Raw genomic sequence first — 13,550 nt, forward strand, 5'->3', positions numbered from 1 at the left:
GCAGGAGTATTTTTCTTGTTGTGATGCTTGTTCATATGATGCTTCTTTCCGGCTGTTGGAGTAAAAAGGAATTAACAGAGTTAGCTTTTGTTATTGGGGTGGGGGTCGATAAAAAAGGAGGAAAGTACATGATAACCCTTCAAGTAGTTAATCCTGGTAATATAGCTGGAGCTACGCAAAGGGGCGGGGGAAGCAGCGGTCTTCCAGTTACTTTGTACACTTCGACTGGCGATACGTTAGTAGAAGCGAGCCGCAAAGCTTCTAAAAAAATATCTAGGCTTACATACTATGCCCATACGAACCTTATAGTTATCGGAGAAGAAATGGCGAGCGAAGGGATTAAGGAAGTATTTGATGCGATAGAAAGAAATCCACAATTTCGAACAACAGCTAGCGTTATTGTAGCTCGTCAATGTACGGCCAAAGAACTGTTATCCGTGCTTACGCCCATTGATAAAATACCAACTAATCAAATGATAAAAACATTGGAACTAACTGAGAAAGTATGGGGAGAAAATCTGAACGTCCATGCTGGTGAGGTAATTGAGATTCTATCTCTTGGTGGAAAAGAAGTGGTGATGAGTAGTTTCCGTATCGCTAGAAACAAAATAATAGGGGAACAACAAAACAATCTCCGATCGATAGAGCCGTATACTTTTCTTCATGCAGGAGAATTAGCTGTTTTTCAAAAAGGAAAACTTATTAGTTGGATGAGTGGGAAACAAGCACGAGGTGTTTTGTGGTTGCTCAATAAAATTCATCAAACAGCCGTTACTATCGATTGGCAAAAAACAAAAGAAGCTATTTCTTATAAGGTCGCCAGATCAAAAACAAAAGTAACCGCTAAAATAAACAATGGAAAGCCAATAATTTCTGTCATCATTAACATGGAAGGAGATATTGGCGAGGTGCTTGTCGCTATTGATTTAACAGACCCTAACAACATTTCTCTATTGGAAAAAAAGCTCCAACAAGAAATAAAAAAAGAAGTGAAAAATACTATTCTCTACGCTCAAAATGAAAAAAGCGATATTTTTGGATTCGGAGAGGTTGTCCATCGATTGTATCCTAATGAATGGAAACGGTTGAAGAAAAACTGGAACGAGCAATATTTTTCTCGCCTACAAGTAAAAGTAAATATACATGTGTTTATTCGACGGACTGGATTGAGAAATAAACCGTATTTTTAATGAAAAGGCAGTGAAATGAATATGGAACGAGCCCAGTTAAATGCTCGACAATTATTGGTACTCGCTATTTTATTTGAACACGGTAGCGCCATGGTTATTCCGCTCGGGGTCGATGCTAGGCAAGATGGATGGATTGCAATTGTGTGTGGCATGGTTTTCGGGTGGATGTTGTTTTTTGTTTATTACCTTATTTTTACATATTATCCTTTGGTTCCGCTTACTTCATATAGTCAGCAAATTATAGGTCCATTTTTCGGGAAAGGGGTTGCGCTCACATACGTTCTCTATTTTTTATATATTGCAGCCCGCGTGTTACGCGACTTTGGCGAGCTTTTGTTGACGTTTGCTTATCCAGAGACACCGTTATTCATTTTAAATGCAGTGATGATGATGACCGTTATGTATGCCGCCTATAAAGGAATTGAAGTGTTAGCGCGAACAGGAGAATTATTTTTCTTTTGGCTTTGTTTAACAGGGATTGTAGGGCTAGTACTTGTGATAATAGCAGGTTTAATAGATGTTCACCGGTTGCAGCCGGTTCTGGAAGAGGGATGGAAGCGAGTATTCAAAGTGGTGTTTACGCAAACGTTGTATGTTCCGTTTGGCGAAATGGTCGTATTTACGATGCTTTTTCCGTATATCCATCAACCTGAAAAAACGAAAATAGTCGGTTGGCTCGCTATGTTCCTCAGCGGAATCAATTTGGCGGCCATGATGGCAACGAATATTGCGGTATTGGGAGCGGATACCGTTTCACGTTCCACTTTCCCTCTTTTAAATACCATCCGGGAAATTCGGGTGGCGAATTTTTTAGAGCGGTTGGATGTACTATTTATGATTGCATTAGTCGTTGGCGGTTTTTTCAAGATTAGCCTTTTTTTTTATGCTGGAGTGATCGGCACAGCCGATTTATTCCGAGTGAAAGAACATCAACGTCTTGTGTATCCGCTTGGCCTTTCTGTGTTGTTGCTGTCGATTGCTATTGCCAGCAATTTTTCGGAGCATATTAAAGAAGGATTAAATATTGTGACGCTCTATATGCATATCCCGCTACAAGTCGGCATTCCGTTGTTGTTGCTTTTGTTCGCAATCATTCGTCATCGTTCATCTTTCTTGTTTAGGAAGCAGGAAAAAAAGTAGGGGAGGACGAAATTTTAATGAAGGAAAGTATTTTTGAAAAGGGGGAATTTTTCTTTTTTATGATGAGTATCTATTATCCAAATACTAGTAAAAGGGTTGAAAACAAGTGGACGTAGAGTTGAATGTGGTGGAAAAGCTGGAGAATGTGCATGCGCAGGAAGGGATTGTCATTACGACCGACAAAGGAACGATTATCGCAATTAGCGAACGTATATTGTCGGTCATTGGCTATGAAAAAGAGCGGGTCATCGGGCGATCGTTGCGAACATTGTTTTCGCATTCGTTTGCAGCAGATGGGGAAGCGATATGGACACATTTGCAAACGCATCCCCAATGGAAAGGGGAAGTTTGGCTTCGTTCGTCAACCGTTTCCCGTCGAAAACAGGTGACGGTTGATGTGGTATGGTGCGAAGAAGTTCGCACAAAATTATACGTTTGGCAGTTTACGGATGTTCCAGAGTCGGAGTATGTTGTTGAGGCGATATATAAAGCATCGCCCATTGCCATGGTCAAGCTCAATCACACCATGAACGTCCATTATTGGAACGAAGCGGCGGAACAACTTTTCGGATGGAAAAAAGAAGACATTATCGGTCAGCCACTTTTTTCTTTATTGCAATGCCGCCCAAGTTATATGCAAAACATGCTTGAACAAACTGTACAAGGAGAACCGCTAACGTTTGAATGTACGGCAAGACGAAAAAACGGGGAGGTGCTCTATCTCGCTTGCTCGGCGATTGCAATCGCTTACAATGAACATATTCAAGGATATATCGTAATGATTACCGATATCACGAAAATGAGGCAAAAGGAGATCGAGCATGAAAAACAAGTGGAACTAGCAAAAAAAATTCAACAAAGCGTACTCACTCCTCTCCCTCAACATGACACAATTACGATGGACGCGATTTATATTCCATCGGAAGAATTATCAGGCGACCTTTATGCATGTTATCAAATTGACGACCATCGTTTTGGGATGATGATTATTGATGTCATGGGCCACGGCCTTTCTTCTTCCCTAATTAGCATGTCGTTGCGCTCGTTGTTAAGAGGGCTCATCCTTCGGGTAGTAGATCCTGTTTCCGTTGCACTAGAGCTAGAAAAACATATCCAAAACTTGTTTCCGGAAAAAGAGCTAGAGATGCATTATTTGTTTTCGATGATTTATTTAGTCATAGATACGAAGCAACAAAAAATAGAATACGTTAATGCTGGTCACCCGTATGGGCTGATGTTGACAAATGACGGAGAAATAATAGAGCTAGATAAAGGTGGTCTTGCGATTGGCAGTCCTTTTTCTGTCCCGTTTGAAAAAGGGGTTGTCCATTACAATAAACGAGCGAGGTTGTTTTTATACACCGATGGCATTTTAGAAGAAATCGATTCGTCTATTTTAATGAGTCTTGACAAAATTCGTCGATTTTTAACAAATTACCATCATCTATCCGATCAGCAGTTTTTGCGGCTACTCGTTGACTATCATGTGTGTCAGGCCCATCCTGCAGATGATATTTGCTTACTTTCCATTACAATTCAAGAATGGTAGGTGCAAGAAATGTACGAGATGGTGCTTCGCTGCCCGGCAAATGTCGAAACGATCGAGCTTTGCGATCTAATCATTGATTCTCTCGCCTCGTTTTTCGTTGTTCGTGACAGGCAAGCACTCGTTTTATCGGTTCACGAAGCGATCATTAACGCGGTCGAAGCAGTGCGAACGCAATTCGATAACGACGATGCCTGCCACATTACGGTCTCGGTGCGCATTACAGCAGAAGAGGTAACCATTTTGGTTGCAGATGCGGCGAACGGTCTTTCGAAACAACACATCGAAAGCAGGCAGGAGAAAAGATTAGAAGATGTGCTGTTAGAAGAATCGGGACGAGGACTTCTATTGATGAGAGAATTGATGGATGATTTATGGGCGGAGCCGTTAGAAAACGGTGCATATGCAATTGGAATGAAAATGAGGAGATGAAACGATGAAGATGCCAACGATTCGGATTGAAGCAACCTCTACCGTGCAGTATGCAAAAATTTCGCTAAAAGGAAAATTGGTGTACAGTACGCAGCAAATGGCGAAACAAACATTAATCGAATTATTCCAGCAAGCGGAACATGATGTGTATTTATTTGATGTGAGCGAGTTGGCGTTTATTGATAGTACAGGTCTTTCAATGTTTGTTCATTTGCTCAAACAAGAAACGGATAAACAAAAAACTTTTCTGTTTGTTTTTGCAGATAATCAAGCAATCCAAAAGCTGTTCACTATCGCCAAGCTTCATCGTTTGTTCATCTTTGTCCCAACCGAGCGAGATGCTGTTCGATGGTTAGCGAGCCGATCGAGGCAACCCGTCAATCGTTAACGATTTTGTCATATGTTTTTGACAGTTTTTTGAAAAGAACTATTTCCCTCTTCTTCCTTTTTCGGAAAGCGACTATGATAGAAAGTGAGCAAGATGTTTCTTGGAAATAATGGGAGGGGAAAACGATGAAAGCAGCAGTTGTTCGTGAATTTAAAGCACCACTAGAAGTAAAAGAAGTAGAAAAACCATCTATTTCCTATGGCGAAGTGCTTGTGCGCATTAAAGCATGCGGCGTATGCCATACGGATTTGCATGCAGCGCATGGCGACTGGCCAGTAAAGCCGAAACTTCCGCTGATTCCAGGCCATGAAGGCGTTGGGGTCGTAGAGGAAGTAGGACCGGGCGTCACTCACTTAAAAGTAGGCGATCGCGTCGGTATTCCTTGGCTTTATTCGGCGTGCGGCCATTGTGACTATTGTTTAAGCGGACAAGAAACATTGTGTGAAAACCAGTTGAATGCAGGATATTCAGTAGACGGCGGATATGCAGAATATTGCCGGGCGGCTGCCGATTATGTCGTGAAAATTCCGGACAACTTGTCATTTGAAGAAGCTGCACCAATTTTCTGTGCAGGTGTCACAACCTATAAAGCGCTGAAAGTAACTGGCGCGAAACCAGGTGAATGGGTTGCCATTTATGGCATCGGCGGACTAGGCCATGTGGCGGTGCAATATGCGAAAGCCATGGGGTTGAACGTTGTTGCTGTTGACCTTGGCGATGAGAAACTTGCGTTAGCAAAAGAGCTCGGAGCAGACCTTGTGGTCAATCCACTAAAAGAAGATGCTGCGCAATTTATGAAGGAAAAAGTTGGCGGGGTTCACGCGACAGTGGTCACAGCCGTATCGAAACCAGCGTTTGAGTCAGCGTATCAATCGCTTCGCCGCGGCGGTGCGTGCGTGCTTGTTGGATTGCCGCCAGAAGAAATGCCAATTCCAATTTTTGATACGGTATTAAATGGGGTAAAGGTCATCGGTTCCATTGTCGGAACGAGAAAAGATTTGCAAGAAGCGCTTCAATTTGCTGCAGAAGGCAAAGTAAAAACAATCGTTGAAGTGCAGCCGCTTGAAAAAATTAACGACGTGTTCGATCGGATGTTAAAAGGACAAATTAACGGACGTGTCGTATTAACATTAGAAGAATAATAGGGTTAGGATGTCTCGGGGACGAGGCATCCTTTTTCTATTTGAGCACCAAAATTGTAAAACACCCTTCCCCCGATGTAAAATGAAAGACATCAGGAAGGGGAGAAAAAAGATGTGGCGTGTGCTTTCCCTCTTAAAACCTTATCGAAAATGGATGGGAATCGCTTGGTTTTTAATGCTCATTGAACTTATCGCTGAACTTTGGCAGCCGTTATTAATGGAAAAAATCATTAACCAAGGCGTTATGAAAAACGATTTGCCCGTCATTTGGAGATGGGGAGCGGTGATGATTGTTGCTTCCTTGCTAGCGTTTGCTGCGGGAATTACGAATTCATTTGCGGCAGCGTACGTCGGTCAGCAATTTGGTTTTGATGTGCGCAAACGGTTATTTATGAAAATTCAATCATGCTCTCTTCCGCAGCTCGAACAATTTTCCACCGCTTCTCTTATTACGAGAATAACAAACGATGTGACACAAATACAAAACATGGTATTTATGAGCTTGCGCATTATGTTACGAGCACCATTATTGATTATTTTTGGCATGGTCATGGCGCTCATCGTCCAAGCAAAGCTTGCTCTTGTTCTTGTCGTGCTTGTCCCATTTTTGCTCCTTTTTTTAATTTGGGCGATGAAAAAAGCAGCTGAGCGATTTTCGCGTGTCCAACAAGCGTTAGATCGAGTCAATCGCATCATGCGAGAAAATATGGCGAATATGCGGCTCATTAAAGCGTTCGTTCGCAGTACATATGAACAACAGCGCTTCCGAAACGAAAACGAAACATTAATGGCGCAAACGATGACCGTCTCGCGCTTTGTCGAAGCGATTACACCTGTTTTGCTCTTTTTTATGAATGTGGCAATTGTCGTCATTTTGTTCATTGGGCGAAAAGAAATCCAAACAGGAGGAGTCAACGCAGGTGAAGTAGTCGCGGTCATTAACTACACGACACGAATGACTGCAGCGTTATCTATTTTTACGTTCGTAACGATGGCGTTTTCTAGGGCAAGAGCATCCGGACGGCGCATCGCCGAACTATTCGAGCTTCCGACCGATACGAAAGAACGTCCACATCACGCCATAATCACGCGAGGCGAGCTCGAATTTGTACACGTCTCGTTTCGATATCCTGCGAGCGAATCGTTTGTGCTACGCGATGTTTCTTTTTCCGTTCGCGCAAATGAAACGGTCGCTATTTTAGGAGAAACGGGGGCAGGGAAATCGTCGCTATTGCAGCTTGTTCCGCGATTATATGAGGCGACGGAAGGGACGATTTTTATTGATGGCATCGACATTCGCCATTGGGACGAAACAACGCTGAGGGCAGCTATCGGGGTCGTTCCACAAGAATTGTTGTTGTTTTCCGGAACGATTCGCGAAAATATTTGTTTCGGAATGAACGTGTCAGATGAAGAAATGGTTGAAGCAGCAAAAGCAGCGCAAATTCACGATGCCATTATGTCGTTTCCAAACCAATATGACACAATCGTCGGACAAAAAGGGGTGACGCTGTCGGGTGGGCAAAAGCAACGGATTGCCATCGCTCGTGCGCTCATTCGCAAGCCGAAACTCTTACTCCTCGATGATTGCATGAGCGCGCTAGATGCCAAAACGGAAGCGAACGTTTGGCAAGCATTGAAAACATACCAATGTACAACACTTATCGTAACGCAAAAAATAACGACAGCGATGGAAGCAGATACCATTCTTTTATTAAAAGATGGACAGCTACTCGCACATGGGACGCACCAACAGCTACTTAATAATGAACTATATCACCAAATCGTCGACTCGCAGCTTGGAAAGAAGGGGATAAGCGATGATCCGCGCACATCATAGGAAAGTCATAAAAGAGAAGCGCCCAGCGAAGGAAAACATTCAAACGTTAAAGCGAATATGGGCGTTTCTTGCCGAAGAGAAACGTCGGGTTTTACTGGTCATTGGCTTAGTAATCGTTAGCTCAGTGCTTAGCCTTCTCGGTCCGTACCTTGTCGGAAAAGCCATCGACACGATAATCGCAAAAAAAACACACGATTTTACAATGTTTTTCAGTGTGATGTTATTGGGGTATTTGGCGCTTTCCTTTTCTCTTTTTTTACAAAACTATTGGATGATTGGCATTGCCCAACGAACGGTGTCTTCCTTTCGCATGCGGCTATTTGAGCATTTCCATCAATTGCCGCTCGCTTTTTTTACACGCCAAAAATCAGGGGAATTAATGAGCCGAGTAACAAACGACATTGACAATATGAGCCAGACGTTTGACAGCACAGCTATTCAAGTCATTTCTAGTACACTTACGTTGGTGGGGGCAATTGTGGTCATGCTTTCGTTAAGCCCTATACTTACGGCGGTCACCCTTCTCATTGTCCCGCTTTTGTTTGGTGGCATGAAGTGGATTACGAATCGAACACAACCGCGTTTTCGCGCGCAGCAACAACAACTAGGCGACTTGAACGGATTCGTCGAAGAAATCATTTCTGGTCAAAAAGCGGTCAAATTGTTTGCGCAAGAAAAAGAAATGACCGCTCGCTTTTTGCAAAAAAATGAGCAGTTAAAACAAGCCGGTTTTTGGGCGCAAGCGTATTCTGGATTTATTCCAAAGCTCATGAACGTGTTAAACAACTTAAGCTTTGCGCTTCTTGTCGGCATCGGCGGAATACTAGCTTATGAAGGGATGGTATCGGTCGGAACGATTGTTATTTTTACGGAATATGCTCGGCAATTTATCCGTCCGCTAAACGACCTTGCCAACCAATGGAATACGTTCCTATCTGCATTAGCTGGGGCAGAGCGAGTATTTGCGATATTAGACGAACAGACAGAAGAAGAGGAAGAAGCGCAGAACTTACCGGGGATTCGTGGGGAAGTGGAATTTCAACACGTGTCGTTTTTCTACGAGCAAGGGAAAGAGGTGCTTCATGACATTGATTTTTCCGTAAAACAAGGAGAAACCGTTGCGCTCGTCGGTCCAACCGGGGTAGGAAAAACGACGATTCTCCAACTATTGACGCGATTTTATGACCCTACGAACGGGAGGATTTTGGTGGATGGCCACGACATTCGCCACATCAAACGGGAAAGTTTGCGCCGGCAAATGGCGTTTGTGCTGCAAGACGTCTTTTTATTTCAAGGGACGATTCGAGAAAATATCCGGTACGGTCGGCTAGAGGCGACCGATGAAGAAGTAATAGAAGCAGCGAAACAGGCAAATGCGCATTCGTTTATTATGAAACTGCCAAACGGATACGATACGATGTTACAGCAAGACGGGGGCGGCATTAGCCAAGGACAGAAACAGCTGCTTGCGATTGCCCGCGCGATGATTGCCCGTCCAGCCATTTTAATTTTAGATGAAGCAACAAGCAACGTCGATACAGTGACCGAATTGGCGATTCAAGACGCATTAGTGCGCTTGATGAACAACCGCACCTGTTTTGTAATCGCCCATCGGTTAAACACGATTCAACACGCCGACCGGATTTTGGTACTTCAAGAAGGAACGATAGTTGAACAAGGGACGCACGATTCGCTATTGCAAAAAAAAGGGGTCTATTACGAGCTATATCATCGCCAGTTTCAGGAAGTATCCTAAAGACTTGTACGAACAATCGCACAAGTCTTTTTTATTGTTCTAGCCGTTTTAGAAACATGCGACGCCAATCTTCCGACAACGCTTGTTCCGCAACAATCGCACGCATCGCTTCTTTATTGCTCTTCTCGACATAATAAACACGGTTGACATATTCAACAGAAAATGGACGTGCGCTCCGTTCCATTAATTTAAGCGAATGTCCTGCTTGAACGGTTCCTTCTTGTAACACCCGAAAATAAAAGCCAGTGTAGCCAGTCGTTTGTACGTGAAGTGGTAAGTCAATAAGCCTGTGCCGTTTCGCTAATTTCACACATGGCTGACGCGGCTGAGAAACTTGAAGAATAGCGGTACCGACTTCAAATATATCGCCGATGCAGACGTCTTTTTCTACTAATCCAGCAAGTGTTATATTTTCCCCAAACGATCCTGCAAGAAAGGGGCGACCATACAGCCGTTCCCACGCGGAAAAATGTTCTGATGGATACGCACATACCGCTTTATCTCGTCCGCCGTGATGGATTAAATCGGCTTGTCCGTCGCCGACAAAATTTGTTTTTGTCAACCAAAGCGGCGTAGCCACTGGTTGTTTGTAAATGCCGGTCGTTACTGCTCTTCCGTCCATCATGACTATTTTCGGCTGACCAACGTTCAACGAAACAATAGATGGTTGATGCAACACATTCAGCCTCCTCAAACATACTTTACCACGATTGTAGTCGGAAAACGTGCAAAAATCTACCACGTTTCCTATAATAGAGATGAAAAAATTGTGCAAGAAAGGGTGGTTACGATGCCAGCAGTGGAATCGACGATGTTTCCGTTAGGAAAACAAGCGCCATCTTTTGCGCTAGTAAATGCAATAGATGGCAATGTTGTGCGGTTAGAAGACATCAAATCGGACGTCGCGACGGTGATTATGTTTATTTGCAACCATTGTCCGTTTGTGAAGCACGTGCAGCACGAGCTTGTTCGTCTAGCGAACGATTATCAGCCAAAAGGGGTGACGTTTGTCGCCATTAACTCAAATGACGTAGAAAAATATCCAGACGATTCTCCGGAAAATATGAAAAAAGTAGCGGAAGAGTTCGGGTATCCGTTCCCGTATTTATTTGATGAAACGCAAGAAGTCGCAAAAGCGTATCAAGCGGCATGCACGCCAGATTTTTACGTCTTTGACCGTGAACTAAAATGCGTATACCGCGGGCAACTAGATGACTCTAGACCAGGAAACAATGTCCCAGTGACAGGCGCTTCCATTCGTGCAGCGTTGGATGCGTTATTAAGCGGACATCCAGTACCAGAGCTGCAAAAACCGAGCATCGGCTGCAGCATCAAATGGAGAAATTAACAGAGTGGACGGTTGTCAGCGTTCTTTTATGAAAATACCCAACATTAGCGTGTTGGGGTGAGCAAAATTTATTCATTTCCTCCCTTCTAAAGAATAAAAGTAAGGAATGAATTTTGATTTCTCCCTATTGACTTTTAAAAATTTATCGTGTAATATGTAATAAGTACCATTCAGTTCGTTATTTAAGGATCGTTGTAAGTCGCGCCTCATCGGAAGAGAAGGCCCTCTTAGCAAGCCTTCCTTACGATGGTAGCGCGGCTTTTCTGTTTGTGAGTAATGAAGGATGGTCAATTTTCAATTTGTTTTGGAGGAATTCAAATGAACACAGGTACAGTAAAATGGTTTAATGCAGAAAAAGGATTTGGCTTTATTGCAACAGAAGGCGGAAACGACGTATTCGTTCACTTCACTGCAATCCAAGGCGACGGATTTAAAACGCTTGAAGAAGGACAAAAAGTGACATTTGACATTATCAACGGAAACCGTGGTCCACAAGCGGCAAACGTTCGAAAAGGATAAATGTAGGTACGAAAAGTGGTTCTGCTTTCGGGCAGAACCACTTTTTTCATATATTTCTTAAAAAGGAAAAGCTATATGCCATCAGCTTGAGTCGTTGCCTCCTATTCGCTCTTCGCCAATAAGCAGGCGCTTTACGAAAGAAAAACGAGATTCACACTGGCGCAGCTTCGGAGCTGCAAGGATGGACGAGAGGTAGGGCTTCCATTGTTTCAGGTTTTTCGATATGGTATAGGAGAGGGGGGAGATAGATGCCGCGTGTGTTTGTTTATGGGACGTTGCTTGTTGGAGAAGCAAATCACCATGTTGCCGCGCCGTATGTGCAGCATGTACAGCCAGGAAAAGTGAAAGGACAACTGTACGACGTCGGTGCGTACCCAGCGCTTGTACTAGAAGGAGAAAGTGTAGTCGTTGGCGAATGGCTAACCGTAACAGAAGAAGGAATCAAACAAATGGATCTTTTAGAAGATTACGAAGAAGGTCGAAACAACAACGAATATGAGCGGGTATGGGTGAAAGACTGTGAACAAGACATCGAAGGGTATGTATATATCTACACGCCCGAAAAAGCTGCGATACTCCCGCGAATCGAGTCTGGCTCATGGCGAGAATACCGCCGAGCGAAGACATGCTAAAAGTGTTTGGGATACACCAGACACTTTTTTTATTCTCTAAAAAGCATAAATATACAGATGTTCTTTCTTCGTTACGCCATTTTACTTTTTCTTCCACACTTTTGTTGTCTATATATCGCACTTATATTGAAAGCGTTTTCTATGAAAATTATAAAAATACAAAAAGATTGATAAAAAAGTATTGCAAAAACGAGAAAGGTTCCATATAATAAAATCATGTTAGAAAAACAAACGTACGAATGTGAGGTTATGTAACATGTCGAAAGTTTTAGGTTCGCAAGCGGATGTGTTGGCGCAAATTAAAGAAACGATTAAACAAAAACACGTAGAATTGTTGCATTTGCAATTTGTCGACATTGAAGGTATTTTAAAGCATGTAACTGTTACAGCAGAGCAGCTCGACGATGTTGTCGAAGGAAAAATTATGTTCGACGGTTCTTCTATCAAAGGATTTTCGCCAATTAACCGTTCCGATCTTTACCTTCTTCCAGACTTAAATACGTTTGCAGTCCTTCCTTGGACGGTGGAAGAAGGATATGCAGAAGCGCGTTTCCTTTGCTCGGTCACTAATCCCGACGGCACGTTATTTGAAGGCGACCCGCGCAATGTTTTGAAAAAAACAGTAGAGCGTGCGGCGCAAAAAGGGTATACGATTTCGGTCGGTCCAGAGTTAGAGTTCTTCTTATTTAAAACAGATGAAAACGGAAATCCAACAACCGAACCGCAAGACAACGGCGGCTATTTCGAACCATCACCAAAAGACCTTGGTGAGCGCGTACGATTAGCTATTTATCGCGCGTTAAAGGCGATGGGCTTTACAATTGAAGCATCGCACCACGAAGTAGCGGAAGGTCAACACGAAATTAACTTTAAATATGCTGATGCGTTAGGAGCAGCCGACAACGCAACGACATACAAATGGGTTGTAAAAACAATCGCAAGCCAATATGGCCTTCATGCGACATTTATGCCGAAACCGGTATTTGGCATTAACGGCTCTGGTATGCACGTGAACATGTCATTATTTAAAGATGGCGAAAATGCGTTCTTCGATCCAAGCGATGAAAATCAACTTTCCGCAACGGCTTATCAATTTATCGCTGGCTTATTGAAAAACGTGAAAAGTTTTGCAGCGGTAACAAACCCATTAGTGAACTCATACAAACGGCTTGTGCCAGGCTATGAAGCACCATGCTATATCGCTTGGTCAGCATCGAACCGTTCGGCGTTGATTCGTATCCCAGCAAAACGCGGCGTAGCTACTCGCGTCGAACTTCGTTGCCCAGATCCATCTGCAAATCCATATTTAGCATATGCAATTATCGCTGCTGCAGGGCTTGACGGAGTCGAAAACGGCTTGCAAGCACCAGCGCCAATTGATGAAGACATTTTCCACATGTCCGAAGAGCGCCGGGCAGAGCTTGGCATCGAAAACCTTCCTGGTAGCTTAGGAAAAGCAATCGAAGAATTAGAGGCGGGCACCATTGGTCGCGACACGTTAGGCGAGCACGTCTTTAATGAATATGTCGCCATGAAAAAAGCAGAATGGGATAGCTATCGCACAGCAGTACACGCATGGGAAATTGAACAATACCAAGGAAAATTTTAAAAAACGGG

At 43.4% G+C, this 13,550-nt stretch carries 13 protein-coding genes; 12 read left to right on the top strand and 1 reads right to left on the bottom strand.

The genetic code is table 11. The features are described 5' to 3' along the window. Nucleotides 1–23: 23 nt before the first annotated feature. From GFC30_RS09405 to GFC30_RS09440, 8 genes are all read left to right on the top strand, one after another. A complete protein-coding gene (locus tag GFC30_RS09405) occupies nucleotides 24–1,190 on the top strand; it encodes a Ger(x)C family spore germination protein (protein WP_084256425.1) in 1,167 nt (388 codons plus the stop codon). 21 nt (nucleotides 1,191–1,211) lie between these two features. Beyond that, nucleotides 1,212–2,330, top strand: coding sequence for a GerAB/ArcD/ProY family transporter (locus GFC30_RS09410; protein ID WP_066324712.1), 1,119 nt, complete (start codon nucleotides 1,212–1,214; stop codon nucleotides 2,328–2,330). Between the two features lie 106 nt (nucleotides 2,331–2,436). Then, entirely contained in the window at nucleotides 2,437–3,879 is a 1,443-nt protein-coding gene (locus GFC30_RS09415; protein WP_066324714.1) for a SpoIIE family protein phosphatase, read from the top strand. A 9-nt stretch (nucleotides 3,880–3,888) separates the two neighbouring features. Next, nucleotides 3,889–4,308 (top strand): ATP-binding protein, encoded by a 420-nt coding sequence (locus GFC30_RS09420; protein ID WP_066324717.1) that lies wholly within the window; start codon nucleotides 3,889–3,891, stop codon nucleotides 4,306–4,308. A gap of 4 nt (nucleotides 4,309–4,312) precedes the next feature. Further along, entirely contained in the window at nucleotides 4,313–4,696 is a 384-nt protein-coding gene (locus GFC30_RS09425; protein ID WP_066324720.1) for an STAS domain-containing protein, read from the top strand. A 125-nt stretch (nucleotides 4,697–4,821) separates the two neighbouring features. Then, on the top strand, nucleotides 4,822–5,838 hold the full coding sequence (gene adhP, locus GFC30_RS09430; protein WP_066324722.1) for an alcohol dehydrogenase AdhP: 1,017 nt from the start codon (nucleotides 4,822–4,824) through the stop codon (nucleotides 5,836–5,838). A gap of 112 nt (nucleotides 5,839–5,950) precedes the next feature. After that, complete coding sequence (locus GFC30_RS09435) at nucleotides 5,951–7,678, top strand: ABC transporter ATP-binding protein (RefSeq protein WP_066324724.1); 1,728 nt, start codon at nucleotides 5,951–5,953, stop codon at nucleotides 7,676–7,678. Continuing rightward, nucleotides 7,659–9,434: an ABC transporter ATP-binding protein gene (locus GFC30_RS09440; RefSeq protein WP_066324726.1), complete on the top strand. Its 1,776-nt coding sequence runs from the start codon at nucleotides 7,659–7,661 to the stop codon at nucleotides 9,432–9,434. Before GFC30_RS09435 ends, GFC30_RS09440 begins: the two co-directional genes overlap by 20 nt. A gap of 31 nt (nucleotides 9,435–9,465) precedes the next feature. On the opposite strand, the gene GFC30_RS09445 is transcribed toward GFC30_RS09440, so the two are convergent. Further along, nucleotides 9,466–10,059, bottom strand: coding sequence for an MOSC domain-containing protein (locus GFC30_RS09445; protein ID WP_066327297.1), 594 nt, complete (start codon nucleotides 10,057–10,059; stop codon nucleotides 9,466–9,468). Nucleotides 10,060–10,224: 165 nt separating this feature from the next. On the opposite strand from GFC30_RS09445, the gene GFC30_RS09450 reads away from it, so the two are divergent. The 4 genes from GFC30_RS09450 to glnA all read left to right on the top strand — a co-directional run bounded on the left by GFC30_RS09450 (nucleotide 10,225) and on the right by glnA (nucleotide 13,542). Then, a complete protein-coding gene (locus tag GFC30_RS09450) occupies nucleotides 10,225–10,782 on the top strand; it encodes a thioredoxin family protein (protein ID WP_066324728.1) in 558 nt (185 codons plus the stop codon). Nucleotides 10,783–11,100: 318 nt separating this feature from the next. Continuing rightward, a complete protein-coding gene (locus GFC30_RS09455) occupies nucleotides 11,101–11,301 on the top strand; it encodes a cold-shock protein (RefSeq protein WP_066324730.1) in 201 nt (66 codons plus the stop codon). Nucleotides 11,302–11,549: 248 nt separating this feature from the next. Continuing rightward, the gene (locus GFC30_RS09460) at nucleotides 11,550–11,933 is read left to right on the top strand and encodes a gamma-glutamylcyclotransferase family protein (RefSeq protein WP_066324731.1); all 384 of its coding nucleotides are present in this window, start codon (nucleotides 11,550–11,552) and stop codon (nucleotides 11,931–11,933) included. Between the two features lie 256 nt (nucleotides 11,934–12,189). Then, nucleotides 12,190–13,542: a type I glutamate--ammonia ligase gene (gene glnA, locus GFC30_RS09465; protein ID WP_066324733.1), complete on the top strand. Its 1,353-nt coding sequence runs from the start codon at nucleotides 12,190–12,192 to the stop codon at nucleotides 13,540–13,542. The last annotated feature ends 8 nt before the right edge of the window (nucleotides 13,543–13,550 follow it).

It is taken from the genome of Anoxybacillus amylolyticus (genome assembly GCF_001634285.1).
Lineage (GTDB): Bacteria > Bacillota > Bacilli > Bacillales > Anoxybacillaceae > Anoxybacteroides > Anoxybacteroides amylolyticum.

Bases quoted from the DNA above. Each gene is read 5' to 3' on its own strand.
- GFC30_RS09405 (WP_084256425.1), top strand. From the start codon at position 24: ATGCTTGTTCATATGATGCTTCTTTCCGGCTGTTGGAGTAAAAAGGAA.
- GFC30_RS09410 (WP_066324712.1), top strand. From the start codon at position 1,212: ATGGAACGAGCCCAGTTAAATGCTCGACAATTATTGGTACTCGCTATT.
- GFC30_RS09420 (WP_066324717.1), top strand. From the start codon at position 3,889: ATGTACGAGATGGTGCTTCGCTGCCCGGCAAATGTCGAAACGATCGAG.
- GFC30_RS09425 (WP_066324720.1), top strand. From the start codon at position 4,313: ATGAAGATGCCAACGATTCGGATTGAAGCAACCTCTACCGTGCAGTAT.
- adhP (WP_066324722.1), top strand. From the start codon at position 4,822: ATGAAAGCAGCAGTTGTTCGTGAATTTAAAGCACCACTAGAAGTAAAA.
- GFC30_RS09435 (WP_066324724.1), top strand. From the start codon at position 5,951: ATGTGGCGTGTGCTTTCCCTCTTAAAACCTTATCGAAAATGGATGGGA.
- GFC30_RS09440 (WP_066324726.1), top strand. From the start codon at position 7,659: ATGATCCGCGCACATCATAGGAAAGTCATAAAAGAGAAGCGCCCAGCG.
- GFC30_RS09445 (WP_066327297.1), bottom strand. From the start codon at position 10,059: ATGATGGACGGAAGAGCAGTAACGACCGGCATTTACAAACAACCAGTG.
- GFC30_RS09450 (WP_066324728.1), top strand. From the start codon at position 10,225: ATGCCAGCAGTGGAATCGACGATGTTTCCGTTAGGAAAACAAGCGCCA.
- GFC30_RS09455 (WP_066324730.1), top strand. From the start codon at position 11,101: ATGAACACAGGTACAGTAAAATGGTTTAATGCAGAAAAAGGATTTGGC.
- GFC30_RS09460 (WP_066324731.1), top strand. From the start codon at position 11,550: ATGCCGCGTGTGTTTGTTTATGGGACGTTGCTTGTTGGAGAAGCAAAT.
- glnA (WP_066324733.1), top strand. From the start codon at position 12,190: ATGTCGAAAGTTTTAGGTTCGCAAGCGGATGTGTTGGCGCAAATTAAA.